The sequence below is a fragment of the Paraflavitalea speifideaquila genome (assembly GCF_032395985.1).
Lineage (GTDB): Bacteria > Bacteroidota > Bacteroidia > Chitinophagales > Chitinophagaceae > Paraflavitalea > Paraflavitalea speifideaquila.
In genome coordinates this window covers 1860727-1883382 of record NZ_CP135920.1, presented here as the reverse complement: position 1 = coordinate 1883382, position 22656 = coordinate 1860727, and the positions used below count along the sequence as shown (strand labels likewise).

25 protein-coding genes and 1 pseudogene are annotated in these 22656 nt (G+C 46.3%); 4 read left to right on the top strand and 22 right to left on the bottom strand.

All coding sequences use genetic code 11. From position 1 onward, the window contains the following. Nucleotides 1–10: 10 nt before the first annotated feature. Together RS881_RS13025 and RS881_RS13020 are read right to left on the bottom strand one after the other, a co-directional pair. Nucleotides 11–463 (bottom strand): hypothetical protein, encoded by a 453-nt coding sequence (locus RS881_RS13025; protein ID WP_315821474.1) that lies wholly within the window; start codon nt 461–463, stop codon nt 11–13. Continuing rightward, on the bottom strand, nt 430–1326 hold the full coding sequence (locus tag RS881_RS13020) for a SusC/RagA family TonB-linked outer membrane protein (RefSeq protein WP_315821473.1): 897 nt from the start codon (nt 1324–1326) through the stop codon (nt 430–432). Before RS881_RS13020 ends, RS881_RS13025 begins: the two co-directional genes overlap by 34 nt. 729 nt (nt 1327–2055) lie before the next feature. Between RS881_RS13020 and RS881_RS13015 the strand changes: the two genes are divergently transcribed. Further along, the gene (locus tag RS881_RS13015) at nt 2056–2235 is read left to right on the top strand and encodes a hypothetical protein (protein WP_315821472.1); all 180 of its coding nucleotides are present in this window, start codon (nt 2056–2058) and stop codon (nt 2233–2235) included. Between the two features lie 190 nt (nt 2236–2425). Here RS881_RS13015 and RS881_RS13010 read toward each other — a convergent pair whose 3' ends face one another. Next, entirely contained in the window at nt 2426–3112 is a 687-nt protein-coding gene (locus RS881_RS13010; RefSeq protein WP_315821471.1) for a TonB-dependent receptor plug domain-containing protein, read from the bottom strand. Nucleotides 3113–3537: 425 nt separating this feature from the next. Between RS881_RS13010 and RS881_RS13005 the strand changes: the two genes are divergently transcribed. Continuing rightward, nucleotides 3538–4101, top strand: a complete 564-nt coding sequence (locus tag RS881_RS13005) for a TetR family transcriptional regulator C-terminal domain-containing protein (RefSeq protein ID WP_315821470.1) — start codon at nt 3538–3540, stop codon at nt 4099–4101. Here RS881_RS13005 and RS881_RS13000 read toward each other — a convergent pair. Further along, nucleotides 4043–4315 (bottom strand): CBU_0592 family membrane protein, encoded by a 273-nt coding sequence (locus RS881_RS13000; RefSeq protein ID WP_315821469.1) that lies wholly within the window; start codon nt 4313–4315, stop codon nt 4043–4045. The two genes, RS881_RS13005 and RS881_RS13000, sit on opposite strands and share 59 nt — an antisense overlap. A 584-nt stretch (nt 4316–4899) precedes the next feature. On the opposite strand from RS881_RS13000, the gene RS881_RS12995 reads away from it, so the two are divergent. Then, a complete protein-coding gene (locus RS881_RS12995) occupies nt 4900–5364 on the top strand; it encodes a hypothetical protein (RefSeq protein WP_315821468.1) in 465 nt (154 codons plus the stop codon). Nucleotides 5365–5923: 559 nt separating this feature from the next. On the opposite strand, the gene RS881_RS12990 is transcribed toward RS881_RS12995, so the two are convergent. The 15 genes and pseudogenes from RS881_RS12990 to RS881_RS12920 all read right to left on the bottom strand — a co-directional run bounded on the left by RS881_RS12990 (nt 5924) and on the right by RS881_RS12920 (nt 18588). Then, nucleotides 5924–6463, bottom strand: coding sequence for a hypothetical protein (locus RS881_RS12990; RefSeq protein ID WP_315821467.1), 540 nt, complete (start codon nt 6461–6463; stop codon nt 5924–5926). Next, nucleotides 6436–6795, bottom strand: coding sequence for a hypothetical protein (locus tag RS881_RS12985; RefSeq protein ID WP_315821466.1), 360 nt, complete (start codon nt 6793–6795; stop codon nt 6436–6438). Before RS881_RS12985 ends, RS881_RS12990 begins: the two co-directional genes overlap by 28 nt. Nucleotides 6796–6837: 42 nt before the next feature. Then, a complete protein-coding gene (locus RS881_RS12980; protein WP_315821465.1) occupies nt 6838–7008 on the bottom strand; it encodes a hypothetical protein in 171 nt (56 codons plus the stop codon). Beyond that, the gene (locus tag RS881_RS12975; RefSeq protein WP_315821464.1) at nt 6990–8519 is read right to left on the bottom strand and encodes a RagB/SusD family nutrient uptake outer membrane protein; all 1530 of its coding nucleotides are present in this window, start codon (nt 8517–8519) and stop codon (nt 6990–6992) included. The genes RS881_RS12980 and RS881_RS12975 overlap by 19 nt, the downstream gene beginning before the upstream one ends. Nucleotides 8520–8543: 24 nt before the next feature. After that, the gene (locus tag RS881_RS12970) at nt 8544–9743 is read right to left on the bottom strand and encodes a TonB-dependent receptor domain-containing protein (protein WP_315821463.1); all 1200 of its coding nucleotides are present in this window, start codon (nt 9741–9743) and stop codon (nt 8544–8546) included. After that, complete coding sequence (locus RS881_RS12965; protein WP_315821462.1) at nt 9719–11392, bottom strand: TonB-dependent receptor plug domain-containing protein; 1674 nt, start codon at nt 11390–11392, stop codon at nt 9719–9721. Before RS881_RS12965 ends, RS881_RS12970 begins: the two co-directional genes overlap by 25 nt. A gap of 5 nt (nt 11393–11397) precedes the next feature. After that, a pseudogene (locus tag RS881_RS12960) lies at nt 11398–12105 on the bottom strand (RagB/SusD family nutrient uptake outer membrane protein); the annotation flags it as partial. After that, nucleotides 11997–13040 (bottom strand): RagB/SusD family nutrient uptake outer membrane protein, encoded by a 1044-nt coding sequence (locus RS881_RS12955; protein WP_315821461.1) that lies wholly within the window; start codon nt 13038–13040, stop codon nt 11997–11999. The pseudogene RS881_RS12960 and the gene RS881_RS12955, both read right to left, overlap by 109 nt. A gap of 331 nt (nt 13041–13371) precedes the next feature. Next, complete coding sequence (locus RS881_RS12950; RefSeq protein ID WP_315821460.1) at nt 13372–13941, bottom strand: hypothetical protein; 570 nt, start codon at nt 13939–13941, stop codon at nt 13372–13374. Further along, nucleotides 13887–14357 (bottom strand): hypothetical protein, encoded by a 471-nt coding sequence (locus RS881_RS12945; RefSeq protein ID WP_315824459.1) that lies wholly within the window; start codon nt 14355–14357, stop codon nt 13887–13889. The genes RS881_RS12950 and RS881_RS12945 overlap by 55 nt, the downstream gene beginning before the upstream one ends. Then, nucleotides 14294–15529: a SusC/RagA family TonB-linked outer membrane protein gene (locus RS881_RS12940; RefSeq protein WP_315821459.1), complete on the bottom strand. Its 1236-nt coding sequence runs from the start codon at nt 15527–15529 to the stop codon at nt 14294–14296. The genes RS881_RS12945 and RS881_RS12940 overlap by 64 nt, the downstream gene beginning before the upstream one ends. Next, nucleotides 15463–16116, bottom strand: coding sequence for a hypothetical protein (locus RS881_RS12935; protein ID WP_315821458.1), 654 nt, complete (start codon nt 16114–16116; stop codon nt 15463–15465). The genes RS881_RS12940 and RS881_RS12935 overlap by 67 nt, the downstream gene beginning before the upstream one ends. After that, nucleotides 16044–16691 (bottom strand): carboxypeptidase regulatory-like domain-containing protein, encoded by a 648-nt coding sequence (locus RS881_RS12930; RefSeq protein WP_315821457.1) that lies wholly within the window; start codon nt 16689–16691, stop codon nt 16044–16046. The genes RS881_RS12935 and RS881_RS12930 overlap by 73 nt, the downstream gene beginning before the upstream one ends. A gap of 773 nt (nt 16692–17464) precedes the next feature. Continuing rightward, on the bottom strand, nt 17465–18043 hold the full coding sequence (locus RS881_RS12925) for a fasciclin domain-containing protein (RefSeq protein WP_315821456.1): 579 nt from the start codon (nt 18041–18043) through the stop codon (nt 17465–17467). Between the two features lie 347 nt (nt 18044–18390). After that, nucleotides 18391–18588, bottom strand: a complete 198-nt coding sequence (locus RS881_RS12920) for a hypothetical protein (RefSeq protein ID WP_315821455.1) — start codon at nt 18586–18588, stop codon at nt 18391–18393. A 131-nt stretch (nt 18589–18719) separates the two neighbouring features. On the opposite strand from RS881_RS12920, the gene RS881_RS12915 reads away from it, so the two are divergent. After that, nucleotides 18720–19445: an alpha/beta fold hydrolase gene (locus RS881_RS12915; RefSeq protein ID WP_315821454.1), complete on the top strand. Its 726-nt coding sequence runs from the start codon at nt 18720–18722 to the stop codon at nt 19443–19445. A gap of 443 nt (nt 19446–19888) precedes the next feature. Here the strand turns inward: RS881_RS12915 and RS881_RS12910 are convergent, their stop codons facing one another. From RS881_RS12910 to RS881_RS12900, 3 genes are all read right to left on the bottom strand, one after another. Beyond that, nucleotides 19889–21484 (bottom strand): DUF4091 domain-containing protein, encoded by a 1596-nt coding sequence (locus tag RS881_RS12910; protein ID WP_315821453.1) that lies wholly within the window; start codon nt 21482–21484, stop codon nt 19889–19891. A gap of 164 nt (nt 21485–21648) precedes the next feature. Next, entirely contained in the window at nt 21649–21762 is a 114-nt protein-coding gene (locus RS881_RS12905; protein WP_350340214.1) for a hypothetical protein, read from the bottom strand. Between the two features lie 329 nt (nt 21763–22091). Further along, nucleotides 22092–22625, bottom strand: a complete 534-nt coding sequence (locus RS881_RS12900) for a DJ-1/PfpI family protein (protein ID WP_315821452.1) — start codon at nt 22623–22625, stop codon at nt 22092–22094. Between the last annotated feature and the right edge of the window lie 31 nt (nt 22626–22656).

The following is a 22656-nucleotide window of genomic DNA, read 5'->3' as shown; positions in this document are numbered from 1 at the left end:
ATACACTGAATTAGAACTTGAGGTTGACGTTGATCCCCATGGAGCGCATAGAAGGCGATTGCAGGTTATCGCTCTCTGCATCCGGATCCACATTCTTCAATTTGGAGATGATAAACAGGTTGTTGCCAATCAGTGAAACAGAAGCGCTGTTGAAAATACCTTTGATCAGTTTATTGGAGAAATTATAGGTCAGCACCAATTCACGCATCTTCAGGTAAGTACCCTTGTAATAGTGGTAATTGTTGAGCATACCACCGCTGGTTGTTTGCATGAAGCTGATGTAGTTAACAGCTGTTGTGTTGGGCGCAAATTTGCGGGTATCGGCCGTGATATTGCCATAGGCATCGTAGGTCACAGCACCATCTGTTACCACCACGCCGGGTCCTACATAGGTGTTTTTGCCTGCATTGGCATCATCCCGGTATTGGTTCACTGTACCGGGCGCTGAACCACCCCACCACATTTTTGGTTGGTAGTTGAATAGATCCAGCCACCGATGCGACCATCAACTGAGAAGCTAAGGGTAAAGTTCTTGTAGCTAAAGCTGTTTTGTACGCCATAGATCCAGTCGGCATCGCTATTGCCAAAATACTGGCCTACGGGGGTATTGGCCTGCATACCATTGGCATTGTAGATGGCCTGTCCATCAGGAGCGCGGCTTTCGGTGATATAGATCCGGTCGGTACGTTGTCCTTCCTTGATCTGGCCCAGGTAACCATCGGGATTATCTGTAGCGTCTTTCAACCAGCGATGTACGCTGCTGAAGTTCACACTGGCTTCCCACTTGAAATCCTTGCTTTTAACAGGTGTACCGTTCAGCATAAACTCCCATCCCTTGCGGATATACACGTTGGCATTCTTGAGGATGCTGGTATAACCGCTGCTTTGAGAAAGGGCTACATTGGCAAAATTGTTATAATCCTTGTTGCGGAAGTAGGTTACATCCACATTCAGGCGGTTGTTGAAGAAACCGGCGGCAATACCATACTCACCGGATAAAACTGTATTGGGAATAAGGTTGGGTGAAATGAAGGTGCCCGGCCAGGTAAGGGAAGGCACATTGTTCCATTTGGGGCCAATACCATAGGTAGTAATATGCCTGTAAGGATCATTCCCATCAATGGTACCGGAGTTCACTTTGGCCCAGGAAGCGCGTGCTTTCAGGAAGGAAACCGCCTGAGGCAGCTTGAGGGCATCAGACAGTACGGCGGAGATACCGGCAGAAGGATAAAAGAAGCCATTGTTATCGAGGGGCAAGGTAGATGTTTTATCATACCGGCCAGTGAAGTTGAGGTACAGGAAGCCCAGGGTTTCAATGTCCACCATACCATAGGCGCTGGCTGCCCGGCGTTCACGGAGGAGGCTGGAAGCCTTGAGGGGTTGATGGAATTGCTGAGGGAGTAGAAACCGGGGATGGTAAGACCATCGGTAGTAGTAGATACATACTCATACCGGCGGTAATTATTCGCTCCACCCGCTGTTACATTCAGTTTAAGGTTATTACTAAACTGGTGGTTGTAGTTAACGATCAGGTCGGAGTTGATGTCGAAGTAATTGCTGACTTCGGTAGCATAGTTGCCCCTGGAAATATAGCTGTACGCAATATAGCTGTAGGGCTCACGCACATCGGCATTGCTGGCATACTGGTTAAAACCATTGCGGAACTTGACAGACAGGTCGTTTGTGATCTTGTAATCAAAGGTCAACGAACCAAAGCTATTACTCCTTTTATAGCCATTCAGGAATTCGTTGGCTACGAAATGAGGGTTGTTGTACCAGGACAGGTTATAGTTGCGCTGCTGCAAACCTTCTTTTCCTTTGACCCAGTAATTTTTGAGGTCATTGATGTCGATGTCCGGACCGATCCAAAGGATCAGGTTGTACAGGTAGTTGGGCGGACCATAACCAATGGTGGGATAGTTGTCGGAGTATTCGCGGTTATAGGTCAGTTTGCCATCCATGGTTAATTTGGGCGACAACTTATAATTACCGCCAATGGAGAAGGAGGAGTTATTCAAACTGGTATTGGGCACCATACCTTTCTGATAGATATGGTTGGCCGATACGCGGAAAGAACCTTTCTCGGTACCGATAGAGGCGGATACGCTATTGGTAGATAATAAACCGGTGTTGAAGAAATTCTTAATATTGTTGCTACCTCTCGATACCCAGGGTGTTTTTACACGCTGTCCGGTTACCGGATCGATGGGGCTATCGTATTGGGTGGTTTCATAGTAACCGCTGGGCGTGGAAGGATCACGCTGATCGAGCTTGGGCCCCCATATCCAGCCACCGCCTTCGGTACCGCTGCCAGAACCATTTACATAGGCATACTTACCCTGGTCGCCACCACCATAAGTAGTTTGTACTTTAGGGATGACGGTATAACCAGTTTGGAATAAGGTAGAAGAATTGAACTCAACGGTTAGCTTTCCTTTATTGCCTTTTTAGTAGTATACATGATAGCGCCATTGATACCCATAGAGCCATACAGGGCGGCAGCAGCCGTACCCTTCAGTACGCTGATGCTTTCGATATCATCGGCATTGACCTTATAAGGATCGGCATCGGGATCGGGTATACCATCAATTACCACCAGGGGCGTTCTGCCACGGAGGGATATACCGGGATTACGGAAAAGATCGGTGGTATTGGTGATATTCAAACCGGCTACTTTACCGGTCAATGCGCTCATCACCGTGGCCGTTTTAGTTTTGGCCATGGTTTCGCCACTTACTTCCTGCACAGCATAACCCAGGGTCTTTTGTTGTTTTTTAATACCCAGGGCGGTGGTTACTACCACGGCGCCCAGCTCAGTGGAAGTACCTGGCTGCAATTGAATGTTGATCTCTGTCCTTCCATCCAGGGGCACTTGTTGGGAAATAAATCCTAAGAAAGAAAAAGCGAGCCTGGCATCTTTTGCCACTACAATAGAATACTTACCATCCTTGTTGGTAGTAGTGCCGCGGCTGGTGCCACTGGCCGAAATAGAAACGCCGCTCAGCGGAGCATTGTCGCTTGCCGAACGGACGGTACCTGTTACGGTAACATTTTGTGTAAATGCTACATACTGCAACAGTAAAGCGCAGATTAATAAAGCAGTTGTTTTCATAACTGAACTTGGTTGTTAATAAAATGAAAGTTGCAGGAGATTGGAGCCTTTTTTATACCGGCGCAAAAATGATCATTTAAAGCAAAGTACAAAAATTAATTGAACGTTCATTCAATTAATTATTACAACCGTAATACAAACTTTACAATTAGATAATACAGGCATTGCGTTAAATAGCCTACGGCCAATGCTTTCATAGGATCACGCAATCGATTGATGGGATTGTGCAACCGGTTGTTTTATCTGCAAATGTTATCCTGGATCAGGTGAAAGCATTATTCTGGCAGACCAGCACCAATGAAGAATGAAACCTATATATTTGCCTGAAATCAGCAGAACCAACTCTATATGGGAAGAAAAAGCATCAAGGAATCCAGGCAAAAGAAATTATTGAAGCTTTTTACCTGCTCGCTAAAAAGGAGGGATTGGAAAATGCGTCGATCGCCAAAACTGCCGCACTCATCAATATTAACCCCAGCCTGGTGATCCATTATTTTAAAACCAAGGAGTACCTGGTATATGGGCTCATTGAGTATATACTGGACCAATACTTACTGATCTTTAAAACACCTTCCACTTATCATAGTGATCCCAGGCAACGGCTGTTGAAAGTGATCGACAATATCTTCTCGCAAAAATGGAATACGCTTTTTGATGACAGTGTTTCTTATAGCTGTTATTCGCTGGCTTTTCGTGACCAGAATGTAAAAGAAAATTACAAGGTGCTGCTGGATACGTTGCGCAATAACCTGAAGGGTATTATTGAGGAATGCAATGAACAGGGAATATTGGAGGTAAAAGATCCGGCACAAACAGCCGATACGATATTTGTGATGGTGGATGGCGCCTATTATTATTTGAGCCTGGTAAGCAACAAACAGGAATACAAAAGAAAATTAGTGCAGTACAAGGAACTGGCCTTACAGCAACTCAATTTTGTTTCTTCTTCCTCCTCCGGTAAATCACGAACAAAGCACAGATCGCAATAAGTCCCCACACAAAATTGACCACTACATTGGGCAGGTCGGCATAATACAGGGCATTGACGGTAAGCCCGATGGCCCCTACTACATTAAGGGTATGGTAGCTCAATTGCCGGGCATTGATCCTGCCCACACTTAGCAGGAAGTAGGCCAGCAAATAAGCCAGTGTACCTACCCAGCCCAGCACGGGATAGATACTATTGATCGCAAATAAAAACATATTACATTAATTTGGTTGTCAGAGCTATACTGGCCCACTTAGGGCCCAATATACGCAACCTCATGCATACGGGTTAAAAATGTGACTGGAGGCGGGCTAGTGGCGAGGTGGGGAAGTCGGGGAAAGTCGGGAAGACCGGAAGATGGGAAGAAAAACCTTTTAGTCCTTCAAGAAGCGCCGGGAGTCATTATACCCTTAGAAGAACACAAAGCCAAAGGCTTTGAAATTGGTGTCAGGAGAAGGCGAGTGAAGAGATGATGCATTCGAAAACGATTATGCATGGGCTTATATGCGCTTACTTTGGAACCTGCAAAAATGTATGAAACCGGGCCTTAAGTTTTGAGAACAACAAGCTGTAGTTAGTTGCCGGCTTACATTTAAACATTATTTTCACCCGACCATTTTCTTAACATACATAGTTAGTAGCGTACAGGTTATTTAGTCTGTTTAACTAACACCCATATCAATATATACATCTAATAATCAACAACTCGAATATTTTCACAATTTTAAATACAATAAACAATCCTATAGAAAACATATTGACTATATTTACGTTAGTATTTGGTACTTAATCCAACAAAATGGACTCTTTAGCATACAAACCTAAAATATTAGAAACGTTAAAAAACGTTCAAAAGCTATCTTTTGCAGAAAAGAAAGAAGCAATATTGGATGAAGGAAAAATTAATGCATTTCTAGATAAAGTTTTAGAGTTTAAAAAAGCATTTGCAGAGAAAACAAACAAACTAAACTCTCTTATCGAAATAATCGAGCAAATTACCTGGTTTACAGATGTGGATAGCGAATCTTTAATGAAAATAAACGATTTGATTTCAGCAATAAGAGACTTACGCTCAACTCTATTAAGACAATATGTATCACTAGATGTCATTCGTGTTAAGGGGATTGCAAAAGTTGAAATTAAAAATTTTAAATCCACCATAGACGACTTAAGAGATGTTGCAAGCGATCTTGAATCCAGATTCTTTTTCTTACCAAACATCCCCGGTTTTCAAGAAACCACTAAAGAACTCTCCTTAGTTTAATGACTATCCTGTCCTGTGCATAGACAGTTTTAAAGTTGAATTTGATAAATTAAAGAAAAAGACTTCTTATTCTTTCCTTGAGAGGGATATTATAGAATATTTTTTTGATAAAGACATAATTCACCTAAAGGCAGGGACAAGATTGAATAATAGTGACGACACTCCTTACATAAAGAAGCGATTAAATGGAAGTGGAGGTTTTCGGGTATATTATTTACTGATCATAAAAATGAAACCGTGTACTTAATGTTTGTTCATCCCAAGACTGGCTCTTTGGGTTATGACAACATTACTGATGAATCAAAAGCCTTATTATACAAAAAGGTTTTACAGTGCATACATACCAATGACCTATACGAGCTTACAGTTGAAAATGCCAAATTAGTCTTCAAAAGGAGGCAATAAATAATACAAAAGAAAATCTTACCTGTAAATACCCATTACGTTGCCCCCAAAGCAATGCAGTTCTAAATGGAATAATATTACCCATAAAAAAACCGCCTCTAAGCATAGAGGCGGCTTGTTGAATACTATCTACTGCGTAGGTGCTACAATCATTCTACTCCTGAATACGGCGGAAATCAACATTCCACACGCTTAGGCCCTGGGTACTGAAATGACCATTGGAAGCGTTGCAACCTGCCTTGATCACCACATAAATGGTGCCGCTGGCGCCAAAGGTCATGTCCACCGTTTTGGTGCCATTAAAGGGCGTCCAGGTACCCCAGTTGATGAAGCTGATCTTCTGGTTATCGGAATAGTCCTTACCATCGGCAGGTACTGCCTGACCAAACAATATCTGGAACCAGGCATCCTGGGTCACTCCATAGGAGCCGTTCATGGTATAGCGGTAGGTTTTATTGGCTACCACCTGTACGGCCTGGTAAATACCCCCATTTACCGAAGCGGTAACCGGCCTGTTGATGGTAGTAGCGGTATAGGTATTGTTGGCCAGGGTCCAGATTATTTTACTGGCATTGGCATCATACTTACCCCAATACTGATCGTCGCCGGCATTCATTTTTCCGCCCTTGATCAAATTATCATACGCCGGGTCGTTCCTGGTGGTCGTTACACTAGCGGCGGCTGCGCTGTACAATTTACCTCTTTTATCCAGGGCCTGCATTTTAATGGTATAGGTACCGGCCAATGGATAAAAACGGTATCGGATGTTTTACCCATCACGGCGCCACCGCCTTTACCTACATCCCACCGGGTACCCACAAAATCGCCCTTGGTGGTATTGGTGATCACAAATTTGGTATCATTTCCCGGCACCGGGGTTACTGTAAAAGTAGCAGCCAGGCTATCAACGGGTGCATACACTTCATAATCGGAATTGGCATCCTTATCGCACCCGATCAGCAACAGGGCACCCAACGCCAATGGCGCCAGGGTTGTTTTTATGTTGACATTGATTGAAGACTTCATGATCATAATTTTAATAGTATTTATGATAATAGCTGTGTTTCCTTACCAACCGGCATTCTGTTCCCAACCGGTTTTGGTGATCTCAGCTTGTGGAATGGGATACCAGTTCATTTTAGATACATCGAACACCCGGTCTTCCAGTTTAGTAGGGGTATATACAAAATTGGACCCATTGAGTGTGATGGAAATGCTTCTTACGGGTGTGGCAAACACATTGCCTTTTTCCAGCGGCGTACATCCCACCAGCGATGGCCTTCAAAGCCCAGTTCAACCCTGCGCTCATGAATGATGGCATCCTGTGTTATATCAGCCAGGTTGGGCATGGTAGCGCGTGTTCTTACCCTGTTGATGGCCTGCAGGGCGGTAGTACCATAACCCAGGGGATCGCCCGATGCACCGTAGGCATTGTACATCGCCTCGGCATAGTTCAACAATATTTCGGCATACCTGAAATACAACCACTGGTGTGAAGTAGTGGTATTGTTGAGCAGGTCCACGCTTGGGTTCACATATTTGGATAAATAGTAACCGGTTTTGGTAGCATTCAATTTAGGCTGACCACTGTTGCCCCCATAATAGGTTTGGATGGTGGTAGATTTAAAGGAGGCGCCATTGAATATTACGGAAGCCGCCAGGCGGGGATCTCTGTTGGCATAAGGATTGGCTGCATGCACGGGATTGTTCCAATCGAAAGGAACTGAAGTAGCGCCGGTCTTCACTTCAAATTCATCTACATAATTCTGGCTGGGTGTAATGCTGTTGCCGTTGGCGCCTTCAAATACGATGGGGAAATTGGCTCTTTCAAGACCATTTTGGTTACCATACCGCTTGAAGAAGATGGCTTCTACAGAAGCGGCATTGGTAGCGCCAAAGTTGTTTCCATAGGTAGCATCCAGGTTGAATACATTGATGGCCATCACTTCGCGGGCTGCTGCTGCCGCATCTGCCCAGGTATAGGTAGCGCCTGCATCTTTAAACAGGGGACTGGCAGCATACAATACAGCCCTTGCTTTCAGGGCCTTAATGGCGCCATAGGTGGCCCGGCCCGATTCGTACCAACTGGTAGAAGCGCTGGTGCGCACGCTATCGGGTATTATCAGGGCCGCCTTATCGCATAAGGAAACGATGTACTTAAAGCAATCATTGACGGTATTGCGGGGCAATCCCTGCCAGGTGGAGGGCTGGTTATAATCCAGGGGTTGGTCAATCACCGGCACACTTCCATAACGCTTTACCAGTTCCAGGTAAAAGAATGCTTTTAAGAAATAGCATTCGCCTTCCATAAACTTCAGGTTATTGACGGCTCTTTTGTAGGCAACAGAATCGTTGTTAACGATACCATTGGCAATAGACGACAGGTCAACGGATCCCTTATTCTTCAAAAACAGGTTGGCCTGGTAAATACCATTGAAGTAGTTGGACCATACGCCATCAGGATTGTCGAATTGGTTCCAGACACCGTAATTAAAGGTATGCGACCGGTTGTTCACATTGGTATGGTAGGCATCGTCGGTGGCGGCTTCCATATCCATCCAGGCATAACCATCGGGCATATAGCTGTAGGCACCCCATACAATGCCCTGTATGTAATCGTACCTTTTGTACATCAGGTCGATGGGCATATCGGCCGGAATCTTTTTCACATCCAGGAAGTCCTTCTTACAGGAAGCCAGACCAGCTGCTGCAAATACGATAAGAAGGATGGTATAATAATTTCTTTTCATGCTGCAAGATTTCAAATGTTCGTTCTAAAATTTTACTTTGGCTCCCAGGGTAATCGTCTTCATCAAAGGATAGCCCATGGACAATCTTTCCGGCTCAAGGCCTTCTACTTTTGAGCTCAGCAGGTTGTTGCCGCTCAGGTAGAACCTCATCAATTCAAATTTCTTCAGGAATCCTTTTGCCGGCAGTGTATAGCCCAGCTCAATGCTGCGCAATTTGACGAAGTTGCCATTGCGAAGCCAAAACTCAGCCTGCTGGTTATTGTTGTTGTTGACCAGGGTAGACAACCTGGGTGAAGTAGCGGTATTGGCTGTTTCGGGCGTCCAGGGATTGTTGGAGAAAACAGTGATGTTGTTGTTATTGGCCAATGGATGGGTATAATCAAAGGCATCATCCAATAAACTAACTGTTCTGTTCATGACGCCCTGTACAAAAGCGTCAATATCAAATCCGGCATACTTGAACCCTATATTGAAGCCCAGGGTAATTTCGGGGAGTTTGGCAAACTTCAGGGGTGTTTTATCATAATCATTGATGATCCCATCCTTATTAATATCCACATATTTCAGATCGCCGGGGCGCACCTGTCCATAAGTAGATTTTACCACACCTGCCTTCAGGCTTCCATTGGCTTCAAAATCTGATGCCTGGTAGAAGCCGGCATTCTGCAAGGCCCTGAACTGATTGATCCGATAACCTTTCTCATAGAGGTAGTTGTAAGGCTGTGCATCTTCGGCCCTTTTGGTGATCTCATTACGGGCGAAAGAAAATGCAGCTCCTGCATAGTATTCCAGGTTGGAGGCGGTTTTATGGCGGTATTGAAGGGCTACTTCTATTCCTTTATTAACCACTTCTCCGCTATTGGTGTTTCTAAAATTAAAGCCTGTATAAGCAGGCACACCTACGGGCGCTTCTAAAACACCGGTACGTTTTTCTCTAAACACGTCGATGGTAGCATTCAACTTATTCAGCAGGACTAACTCTACGCCCAGGTTGGCGGTTTGTTTTTCCTCCCAGGTAAAGTTGGCATTGGCATAGTTGCCTTCGCTACGGCCACCTGAAGTAGTATTGGTAGTACCCAGGATAATGCCGGTACGGGTGGTGCCCCAACGCTCGAACAGGAAACGGAAGGCTTCATTGGTACTGGCAGTAACGCCATAAGAGGCCCTTACTTTTAAGAAACTAACTGTTTTGTTATCTTTTAAGAATGCTTCGTTACTGGCCACCCATCCCAAACCAATGGCGGGAAAGAAGCCATACCGGTCGCCTTTTTAAAATCGCCGGAACCGGCATAAGAGAAAGAAAAATCAGCTACATACTTTTGGTTGTAATCGTAGGTAATGGCGCCACGCAAACCCTCTTTTACAACAGGATAGAATTGACCATCGTGGGTATAGTTGGAGCGCTGTACCTGCAACATACCGGTAAACGTATGAAGGCCAAAGCTGCGGTCGTAATTGAAACCCAACTGGAAGGAGTTCCTGTTCCAGTGGTCATTGCCCTCATCGGTGATACCCTGGCTTACAGCACCCAGTACTTTATACACCACATTGCCATTGGCATCAATCACCGGGTTATCGAAGGCATCTTTTGTTACTTCGTAAGAAGGTACGCTGAATCGCTTTTCATAAATACCCACGTACAGGTTGCTGTATGAAATTCCTCCATTGAAAGACAGGCCCTTGACCAATGCATCCAATTTTTGGTTGAAGCTTAGGTTGGTTTGTATACTTCTGGTATGAGAACTATAGATACCATTTTGTCTTAATAACTGTACGGGGTTAAAATTGTACACGGCATTGTTGCCCCAGCCACCATCTACATTCTTCACCGGAAATGCAGCGGCCGGTATCTTTAACAAATTGGAGAAAAGTGAGGAAGCCGTAAAACCAGCGGGGGTGCTACGGTCTTCACTAACGCCGGACACTGTTGCTTTGATGGTTAAGTTTTTATTCAACTGCACGTTCACATTTGCTCTCAGGTTCAACCTCCTGTACCTGGCATTGGTACCAAAGTCCTGATCGATCGCATCGGCATTTTTATAAGCGCCGGTGAAATCGGTATAACCACCCAATACATAAAAACGGGCCTTGCTGTTGCCCCCACGGAAAGAGAGGTTATAATCCTGAGTAGCAGAACTATTGTTCAATACTTTATCGTACCAGTTCACATTGGGGTGAAAAGGGTCGTCGCTTGCTTTGTACAGGTCCGGATTGTAATATTTAATAGGCAATCCATCATTTTGCAAGGCTTTGTTATAAGCTGTTGTATAGCCATAGGCATCCATTACTTTGGGCATGGCGATGGGCCGCAGGTTGCCATAGCGGGCATTTACTTCAATTTTAGTTTTGCCGGTGGTAGTGCCTTCTTTGGTACGCACACTTAATACGCCGGCGCCTCCATCAAATCCAAAGATGGCCAAGGCGGCAGCATCTTTTAAGAGGGAAATGGTTTCAATCTCGAAGGGAGACAGTGCCGATAAAGCATTCAGGTCTACCTGGAACCCATCGAGGTAAATGGCGATCGCATTACCTGCTACGTTCCAGCTGCTTTGTCCACGCAGGTATAAGGTGGGGTTATCGTATCCAGGCTCACCAGCTCCTGTGGCCACCGTTAATCCCGGGATCCTTCCTTGTAAGGTATTGAGCAAATTACCGGTGTTGGTTCTTGCCAACTCTTCGCCGGTGATGGTGAAGATAGCGCCGGTAGATCTCCAACTTTGTTCGGTCCTTAGCCCCTGGTCAATGATCCTGACCGAAGGTTGCAGGGGAACAGCAATAGTATCTGGCAGGCTGGCATTGGTTGATTGTGCCTGGGTTGCGGTGAACCCGCACAAAAGAACCACGCAAGCGAGAGGTATATGTTTATATTTCATTGTTTTCAGGTTAATCGTTCAAATAAGCAGTTATTACCATCCGGGATTTTGGCCATCCCAATCCTTTCCACCCAAATACCGCATACTGATCTCTGTATAAGGGAAGGGCACATAGTAATATTTAACCGGGAATGTTCTGGTACCATAACTAACCATGTTCCAATTGAGGAAGGGGTTGGTAGGTTTGGGGTAACGCCATTGGTGGAGGCAGTTACTGCAAATCCATTGAATGGTTTATTCAATACTACATGGGCAGTGAGCCAACGGTGCAAGTCGTTGTACCGATGGTCTTCAAACGCCAGCTCTATGGTACGCTCATTTTGGATAGCGGTTCTGAAACTTACCTGGTCGGCCAGCATGGAGGCATCCTTATTGGGCATACCCGCTCTTTGCCTGATGAGGTTTAAGTACTGGAATGCTTCGGCAGTAGGGCCACTGTATTCATTCAATGCTTCGGCATAGGCTAAATAGCATTCGGCCAGTCGGAAAACGGGCCAGGCAAAGTGACCATCGTTGTTGTTGTCAACGCGGGCAATGAATTTGGCGCATTCAACGGCACTGCCGGTATTATCACCTGCATTGGTATCATCTACCAGCCGGCCTTTTACGTACGACGTACCATCGGCAGAAGCTTTGTAATAGGCCAGGAATGTTTTGCCGCCATTGAACCATTGACCGCCCCAGGCCAGTGATTGATAAGCACGGGGGTCGAGGTTGAGGCCTTCAAAGTAGGTTTTGAAATCTGTTCCGGAAGCAGTGGCTGTCCATTTGGTACCATCTCTTTTTCATACAGTTGCAGGAATTCAACGGGCACGTTATTCTTAGCGCCCCATTCCTGCATACGTACTTTGGAGGAGTTGTACCTGCCCCAGTCGGCCCAGCCGGTACGGTTGGGGTCATTTTGGTTGTAGGTATTTGCCAGGATGAATTCGGGATTGCCATAGGTTCCTGCGGTGCCGAATACATTATTGAACACGGCTTCATAATCGCCCAAACCGGCATAGTTATCTGTTTTGACGGTAGTCAGCGGCTTATTGGTATTGTACAACTGAACGCCTGCAGCCGGCGCCGCATCGATCACTGCTTTGGCAGCATCGGCAGCGCGTTTCCAACGTTCTTTACTATAAGCGGCGTAGGCCAATAAAGTATCCTTGCCATCGCCATAGCGGGCGCCGGCAATGGCAGCTTTCATATCCTGGGGTGTATTGTACAGTGGACTGGCAGCATACAACAAGATCCTTGCTTTGAGTGCTAAAGCAGCCAGGCTTGTAATGCGGCCATAGTCGGTAGTGGGCCTGGTAGCGGGCAAATTGCTGGCCGCCATATCGCACCATTTCACCAGGGTATCGACCAGCGATTCGATGGAAGCGCGGGGAATGTCGATCTTACCGTCGCCCGATAAGGGTACAGATACGATGGGAATACCGCCGTATAAACGGAAAGCGCTGTAGTGGGCCATGGTACGGCAGAACAAGGCCTGTGCTTTTACATCGGTCTTCCATTCTTCGGGAGCATCGGTTACCTTATCAATATTCTTCAGTACCAGGTTGGCCTTGCGGATGGCCTTGTACCATCCTGTAAAGGCAACGGCAGCGGTGTTACCACGCTGTGCAATGGGCCCACGGTCGATACTGGAAGTGGGACTCATACCCCCACTACATAATATTGATAATTGAGGTTACCAGCCACCCAATTGGCACCGGGTAGTAACAGGTGCACCTGGTCGGTCAATACATCCTCGCGGCTATCGGCGGAGTTATTCATGACAAAACCGGTAGGTACACACCAATTATACATATCTGCTACCGCATATTGGGCCTGTCGCTGGGTATGGAAAACGGTGTCTACGGTTACATCGCCCCCTTTGGGTTTTTCAAGGAATTCTCTTTACAACCTATCATGCCGGCCGTAACGAATACGGCTACCAGCATCAGCGGAATATATAATCTTTTCATTGTTTTTCTTTTTCTGTACAAGAATTAGAATCCAACATTAATACCTGCATTGTAGGTGCGGGTAAGTGGATAACCCATAAAGCCCATATTTTCCGGATCGCCCCAGATCTTATGTGCACTCCAGGTGTACAGGTTAAATCCATTGGCATATACACGAACGGTGTTCACACCCAGTCTACTTAGGATACCGCGTTGGAAAGTATAACCCACTTCTACGTTCTTGAGCCGTATGTAAGCAGTATTCTTATTGAAGTAGGTATTTTGCCAGGCCTGGCGGTTGTAAGCTGCAATGGGGAAATCGATCTTTTCGCCGGCGGCATAACGCTCGGGTGTAAAACGGTTCCAGTCTACTTCAAATAAGGCTTCGGTAGTACCGTTGAAGTGCAGGTTGGTGGCCACCATGGGATCGGCGGCTACCCTGGCAGCACCTTGCAGCAATACGGACATATCGAATCCTTTGTAGCTAAATCCGAATGACATACCGTAGGTGATCTGCGGAATGTTGGTATAGCCGGATCTTTTATAATCCCTGTTATCAATCACCCCATCGAAATTGATATCCTGTAACTTAATATCACCAGGTTGCAAAGGCATATTCCCGAAAGAGAGGTCTCTTTGTAAAACATCCTGGCCGCCGGCATTTTTATAGGTTTTACCGTCGGGACCTTTGCCAATACCGGTCTGGATAAAATGGGATTGTTGTTGGCATCTACTTCATACAGTTGAGCCCAGGAAGTATACAAACCATCGGCTTGTAAATAAGACTTCTGGTTGATGGGCTTGCCGGTGGAAGCCTGGTACTCCAAGCCTGGAACAATGGCCTCATCCCGGAAAACGATCTCATTCTGGTTGGTGGCGATATTCGCTTTTACCCAGAAGCTGAAATCTTTTCCCACTTTGTCGCGGTAGGAAAGGTCCAATTCCATACCCTTGTTCTTCACTTCACCTAAGTTATAGAAAGGCAGATCGGCCGCCACGATGCCGGGTATGGTTCCTTTACGGCCAAGAATACCCGTTCTGTTTTCAGTAAAAACGTCGAACTCGGCGGTGATCTTATCCTTCCAAAATTGGCGATGAAACCAAGGTTGTTTTTTTCGGCGGTCTCCCAGGTTACATTCGGGTTACCCAGCCGGCTTTCAAAGGCAGCCTGTACCAGGTTGCGGTTGGAACCGTATTGGCCAAAATAGTATCCTTGCAGCGTGTTGGAGCCATAAGCCCATACATCGGGCAAATACAGGTAACGGTTGTCATTTTGGCTGGAACCACTTAACCTGTCATTACCTACTTTACCATAGGAGCCTCTAAATTTCAGGAAAGTAACCACATCATTTACCGGCCAGAAATCTTCTTTGCTGGCTATCCAGCCCAAAGACACGGCGGGGAAGTAAGTAAAGCGTTGTCCTTCGGGAAAGTTTTCCGATCCGTTGTAACCCATGTTCAATTCACCCAGGTATTTTCCCTGGTAGGCATAGGTCAACCGGCCCACCAGGCTTTGGTAAGCGTGGGGAAGTTTAAATTGTAGATTGGGGTCGTAGGTCTTGGTCAGGTTGCCCATGGCCAAAGCGGTAATGGCATGATCGCCAAAAGTGCGGTTGTAGTTGAGGGCAAACTCTGCATACCAGGTACGCCATTTGCCGGAATACCAGTTTTGCCATCTTTGAGAAGGCGCCTCGTTGTTCAGTTGCACAAGTATCGGATTCAGTTTATCGCCATTGGGATTCTCCCGTGCCGCCCACATCACGGGGTACGACTGGCCACCTGCGGTGCTGGAGAAATAACTATCGTAAGAAACCCTGACATTGGCAGTAAGTCCTTTGGTGATGAAATCCAGTTTATGGGTAACATTCAGGGCTGAATTCAGCAGGCTGTTGTTGTTGAGGTTATAGGCATTGCGCTGGGCCAGGCTGTATAAAGGATTGAACTGTTCGGCCGTCTTTTGCCAGATGAACACAAACTTGCCATCGATGTACCCGGGAGAGCCCATGGGATTGGTCCACATCAGGTTCTTTTCATAGTTGTACCCGTCGTTGTTCATACCGGAGATCTGTACGAACTGGGTTCCTACATCGAGGGAAACCTTGAGGTTGTCGGTTACCTGGAAATCGAAGTTGCCCCTTAAATTGTAACGATCCTTCCTGTAGTCCATTTCTTTGGAGAAAGGCATGTAATCGGTATTGAACAACCCTTTTGTGATAAATAACCGGCAGAAATAAAGTATTTCATGCCTTTGGTGCCACCAGACACGTTCACGTTGGCCTGGGTTTGGGGCGCCACGTCCTTATAGATCTGCTTTTGCCAATCCTGGTCGGGATGGAAATAAGGATCGTAATAAGGGTTGGGAGAACCATCAGGCATTTTGGGTGTGTGGGCATTCTGATAGTATTTCAGGTCCTCATTGGAATATTGAGGGGTATACCCTGTATTTCTTTTCTGCACAAACTTAGCCCAGCCATCGGGCTGGCCCCACACATCGTTGTCATTGGCATGTTGCTGCCACCAGGTTTCAAAGATCTGCTCGTTGCGCAGGGTGGCATATTGGTAGGAGTTCACATAATTGGGCATCCTGGTAAACTGGTTAAGGGCGCTTTGAACGGTAGCGCTGACCTTGGGGGTGCCTTCCCTGCCCCGCTTGGTGGTGATGAGGATGACCCCATTGGCGCCGCGAACACCAAATACGGCAGTAGCACCCGCATCTTTCAGGATACTGATGGTTTCAATTTCGTTGGGGTCGATATCGTTGTAGGAGTCGCGCACGATACCGTCGAGCATGATGAGGGGGCGGTATTACCATTATAGGTACCAATGCCCCGGATGTACAGGCTGGAGGCGTCGGCGCCCGGTTTACCGGTACCTTGTACTGAGATCAATCCAGGCAAACGACCGGCCAGTGAATTACTGATATTGGCAACGGGTGATTGTACAATTTCCTTGGCACTGATGGTGCTGATGGCAGCAGTGACCGAAGCCTTTTTCTGCTGTCCATAGGCTATCACCACTACATCGGTGAGGTTCTCCGCATCACTCCTTTGCAGGGTAACACCAAAAACCGTTTTATTACCAATGTCCAGATCCTGGGACGCAAAACCTACCCCAGTTACCGTTAAAGTTTTATAGGAGGGGTCGACGGTCAGGGAAAAGTGACCGTTGGCGTCGGTAGCAACACCTATGGAAGTACTTCCTGGTTTGGTGGCTGATACAGAAACGCCGGGAATAGGAGCTCCTTTATCATCATTGACGGTGCCACTAATTTTTCTTGTTTGTGCGATACTTTCCTGTTGAATAACAATCGCCAGAAAGAAAAGCAGGAGCCGGCACAAAAGTTTTCCTTTGTTCATGATGCTCATCAGTTGATTTGGTTGATAAATGAAATTCTTACGGTAAAATTTTGCACTAAACCGTCGTGTTGACCATCAGGTCGGGAGTATAAATAATCGTTTGCTGAGGATGGCCGGATACGTTCCGATATACGCGTTTTGAGTTCGCAAGCATGTCGTTAGGGGTTTTAGTTACGGGATGCAATTTTGGATTACCAGGAGAAATATCCAAAATAAGGGGTACGTCAAAACCTCTACATCAAGAAATACATTAATTGAAAATCAATCACTTGCATATACGCACCACTACATAAGGCTACTACAGCGGCTTTCCTTGCTGGCAGAAACAAATATTTGCCTGCTGCTATAACAAAATCCTATTTGTTATTCACCAAGCATATATCCTACTATAGGCACTTACAGATCAGTACTTATTATATAATCGAGTAGGAAGTAAGGGATTAGTTCCCTTACTGTCCTCTCACACCACCGTACGTGCCGTTCGGCATACGGCGGTTCATTAAACATAAACAGATTGGCAAGGCTTTACTATGTCCATCAGACTGGTAAAGCCTTCCTTCTTTAAGTAGCTGTTATTCAGTGCCCGGGTAAGTATAGGGCTGTGTACACTTCGCCATTGTCCTTTACGCGTATTACCCCATTGGTAAGCCTGGTTCTCCGCTATGCCAAGTTTCTTTAACTCGGCAATCCGCGTCCGTACACGTTTCCATTGAGCAGGAAACCAGTAGTAATGAGCAAGCGCTGATGGCGATGGATAATATTCTTTTCAACATGGTAAATAATTAAGGAATGAGTACCTGGTTGATGCCATGCACCACACCATTGCCGGCCGGTTGGTTGGCGAAATTGTGGCGTTCGTTGAGCACGCGGTAAATACCGGCTGTGCTGGTGTTTTGCCTGCCACGAAAGGTGGTGGAATTGTAGGTGTCTATATTTCCTCCGATCATGATCTTTGCGCCCTGCAATGTGGTAACACTGGCATCGCCAGTTGCCTTGGCGGCCCGGTGGATGCCATCCAGGAAATACCGGCCCGGCAGGATATGATACTTCAGCAATTCAGCCAAAGTTGCCGGGTCAGTTGCCAGGATATCAGCAGATGAACTGAGGTTGATGCCCGGTTGAATGGTCCCCTTACTCCTTAAGGCTACATTGTGTGGCGCCAGTAAGGTATATTCGCCGGTTTTCAGGGTAGACAACAATCCGCTGTGCTGTAAAGCCTGGGTGAACAAAGTGAAGGCCGTATCGCTTAGCAGCTTGCCCACCAGGTCGTTTTTCGTTTCCGGTTGTATCACTTCCAGCAGAGACTGCATTAAACCATTGCCCGTTTTAATATCGATCACCGAAACCCTGGCTCCATTCACCCGGGTGATGGTATCGCTGCCTGCTTTGTACCGGGTTACATACCATTTATAACCTGATGAAGTGATTAGTGGTTGATTTTCGCCCAGGGGGGATGGCCCGCAGGCTATGCCTGCCGGGCAGGATCATACCTGGATACGTATGCCAGGCTGCTGTACAAATCGGGGCGTAAGCAGGAAGGCATCAACGCGATGAAAAAGGGATAGAACTTGGAAAACTGGGCAAAGAGGACATCCGTGCCAGTAAGAAATGGTTGCAGGAGTCATTACCTTTATGACCTAATACCCGTCAATCGTATGAAAAAGGTGCCCGGATTTTCCAAAAGGTCCTTAAAAGGATAACGATCGTACTACTGCTCCTTGTTGTTATTGCAGGCATCGTATTGTTCTATATGAGCCCCGGCACCACATCGCCCATTGTGGATGACCAGGGGCATCCCCTCCCTAACAGTATCGCCACTATTGAACAACCTGTTATTGGGGGCATTGAGCAATCGCTGATCATACGCGGTGAAAATAGCAAGAACCCCGTGCTGCTGTTCCTCCATGGAGGGCCTGGCATGTCGACCTATCCCTTCATCAAGGACTCGTTTAAAGGGATGGAAAAATTATTTACGATTTGTTACTGGGAACAACGGGGGCCGCCAAATCGTATTCGAGTAAGATAACACCTGAAAGTATGACGCTGGATCAATTTACGGCGGACGGTGTGGAAGTGAGCCGCTACCTTCTCCAGAAATTCAACCAACAAAAGATCTATGTATTGGGCCATTCCTGGGGATCTTACCTGGCATCCTTTATGATCCATGAACACCCCGAGTTGTATCATGCTTACCTGGGTATCGGCCAGGTGGCCAATACGCCTTTGTCGGAACAACGGGGCTATGAATTTGTAGTTGGGGAAGCCAAAAAACGAAATGACCAGGAAGCATTGAAAAAGTTAGTGACCTTGAAGACACCTACGCAGGCATCCTCCAATCAGGAGTGGTATGATTATCTCTGGATCGAGCGGCAACTGGTATTCCAATATGGAGGCGCCCGCTATGGTGTTGACAGAAAGATTAGCGACCTGGTGAAGCCATTGCTCAACTGCCGGGAGTATTCCATCGCAGACAAATTAAACTATCAACCGGGTATCAAATTCTCCACGCTTCATTTATGGAAAGAAATGGTGATAAAGAATCCGGCTAGTTTATTAACAGAACAACAGATACCGGTTTATATTTTCCAGGGAAAACATGATCATCAGACGGACTTTGGGGTAGCCAAGGACTATTTCGATCAATTAAAAGCGCCCGTGAAAAAGTTTTATGCCTTTGAACAGTCAGCGCATGTGCCTCACCTGGAAGAATATGACTCCTTTATTAAGATCATACAAACAGACGTACTGGGCAATAAAAATTAGAAGCGCCGGTAACGATGATTTTCATACTCCAACTGTGTTTGGTAAAAATATAACCAAAGGTAGCTGGACATAGGGGCTATGCCTGGACGGTTGGCGCAGGAAACTGGACTTTTGGGTAGAAGTCCGGAAAGTCCGGAAGTCGGAATGAAAAACCTTTAACATTAATTTCTGATCAGGGTGAGCCGCCCTGAGAGGGCGACCTACTCTTTGACAAGTTCTTTTGGTGGCATTCGCAAAGCCGGAGGCTTTGAAATAGGCGTCACCAGCCAGAGGCTGGCGACTGTGCGAGAAAAGGCGTACCCGCTTACTGATTAATAATTCCTTTTGCTTTTGTTACCAATCCGGCAGCATTGGTGGCCGACAAGTTTTGATAGAGAATGTAGCTAATGCGGTTTCGAGTTCTTTTAATTTGGCGGATTGACTGCCCGCTTTGTATTCTTTTCTTAGTAGTTGAATTTTTCATGGTCCTGTATGCCTTCTATCAGCTTCTCGAATCGAATAGAGCTGAACGGACCGGGATATACCTGGTAGGTATCGCCGCCAGGCCAGGCTGTAAAGCGGCTGTCTTTCAATGGCTCCTTGGTCCAGCTATTGAAGGCCCAACGCAGGTACCCATCCATGTTGGAAGCAGCAGTATACCAGCCCATCCACACATGCTCATCGGGCGGAGAGAAGGTAAAACCATTGGGATAGTTTTCAACGCAACAGGTATACCAGGTACTTATTTTTCCTTCGCTTTGGCGCCTTGCCAACACAGGAGCCGGAAACTCCTGCTTGAAAGCAATGCAATAATCGGTAATATCCTGCTCTATTTCGCCATGGTAATTACCCGCCAGGGCGATCTTCCAGTCTTTATCGATGGTCTTTAATAAAGCAATTACTGATTTCATTGCATCCAGGGGACGTTCATCCATTGCAATGGCAGTAATAGCAAACCAATTCTTTTGCTTCAAATGACGGGTAAAATCCTTTAACATGACGGTCCAAAACTCATTGTAAGCCGGAGTTCCGATTGCTTGTGTAAAAACGGTGTCCTTACCGGTCGCTTCATCATAATAGGTAAAGGCGATCTTCCAGGGAACCATACTATAACAGTTGATGCGGTTTTTGATGCCGCAATCCATCACAAAGGATACATACTTATCAAACAGGCTGTAATCAAAGTTCCATTGGCCGTCTTTCTTTTTTGTCCATTTGATGAGGGAGGGAAAATCGTCATAGGTTTGATGCCCCCAGGGCTCGTTGACTATACTGGCGGTGATATTTTTCTGTCCGGCGGCTGCCAGCATGGTATAGTATGCTTTCATGCGGGTAAAATGGGCATCGCTCCATAATGGCAATTGGTGTATCCGCGCTATAGCAGCCGGATGCTGCCAAAGATCGAGCTGATAGGCCCATTGGGCGGGAGCAGGTAATATTCTGTTAATAACGTTCAATGACACCTGCAAGTTGTATCGTTTATCGGCCACCACGGTGATGGTACCGGTATACAAACCCGCCGCAGCAGTAGCCGGGACGCTGATGCTTACCCATACCGGTTGCACGGATTGTGCTGTAAGATCAACCGCCGGCAAACCGGTTTGTATGAGATCGGCCACGAGGGAAGAATCAAAATTGGCTGGCTTTCTGTAGCCACAACCATTCTTAAATTCATCGGTCATTACGTATTGTACAAAACCGGTAGTAATGTTTTGCTTACTAATGGTATTGCCCCGTTTGTCTTTCAGGTCAACTTTCTCTATGCTTACCCTGCTCACCGGCCGGGTTACCCATACGAGCACCTGGGTATGTAATTTTTCCCCCTTCCAACCCGATACGGCCCACTGATTGCGCATAGCTACGGGTGGTGGTGTATCCTTATCAAAACGGGTACTGCTGGCAGCAAAGCTTACATAAACAGGTTGCTTCAACTGATCCCAGGGGGCCGCTTGTTGACCAGTTGTATTGGTTACCTTTTGAGGCAAGGGGTGATTGGTTTCCTGAGCAAAAGAACTCTTGAGCAGGAAAAGGACTGCAGGAAGAAAAACCAGGTATTTCATCACTATTATTTAGATGTCGAAATTTGAAAACCGCAGGCCCCTGATGATCAGTGACCCCAATGGCAACAAATTTACCTGCTTAATCCTACTCCTGGAACCGGCAAACTTAACTTGCGCAACCGGTTGAAATGGCTGATTACTTGTTTGGCTTCTTATTTTTGGATTTAATCCAAAGCCTCCTTGTTGTATTTACTGCGGTAAGCCAATGGAGACACGCCTGTAATTTTTCTGAATACTTCCCTAAAGGCTTTCATATCGGAATAACCCACTTCGTACATCACTTCATTGATAGACTTACGACTTGTTTCCAGTGATTTTTGGCCGATTCTATTTTTACTCTTTGTGCATATTCAACGGGGTATTACCAGTAGCTTTAATAAAGCGCCGGTCAAAATTGCGCCTGCCCACGGCAAACCTGGATGCCAGGTGCTCTACCGAGATCTTTTCATCCAGTTTGCCCTCGATATAGGCTTGTGCTTTTTCACCATATCATCGCCATGCAACTTCTGGCCTTCAAAGATGATAAATGGCGACTGGCTTTGCCGGTCCAATTCGATCTGAAAAACTTTGGAACAATAAATAGCGGTTTGGCGGTCGAAGTATTTCCCTATGAGGTAGATGACCAGGTTGAGAAAAGAAAAGCCCCTCCGTTGGTATAGATCCCTTTTTCATCGGTGATCAATTTATCGGTTTGCAGATGCACCTGGGGAAAAAGGGTTCTGAATGCATCGGCCACGATCCAATGGGTAGAGCAGGTTTTTCCATCGAGTAAGCCGGAAGAAGCCAGCATGAAAGCCCCGGCACAAATACTGGCAATTTCGGCGCCGTCCTTGTATTGCTTTCTTATCCACTCCACCAGTATCTTGTTTTCTAATGTAGTTACCTGGTAATCATGGTTCAAAGAAGGGATAATGATGAGATCGGTTTTGTGAATAGCCTCCATGCTGGTATCGGGCCTGGCTATGAACGATCCGCCGGAGAAAGTGACCTGTTTGGAGATGCCGGCTAATGCTATTTTGAACAGTTCCTCTCCTTGTGTTGCTTTCCAATATTCATTGGCCCGGATAAATATTTCATGGGTTCCTACGATGCTGCTTAGGTTGCTGGGGCCGTCGGGGACAATAATGGTAAGGTGTTTCATGGCTAATTTTTGGGAAAAGGTAGGTTATTGG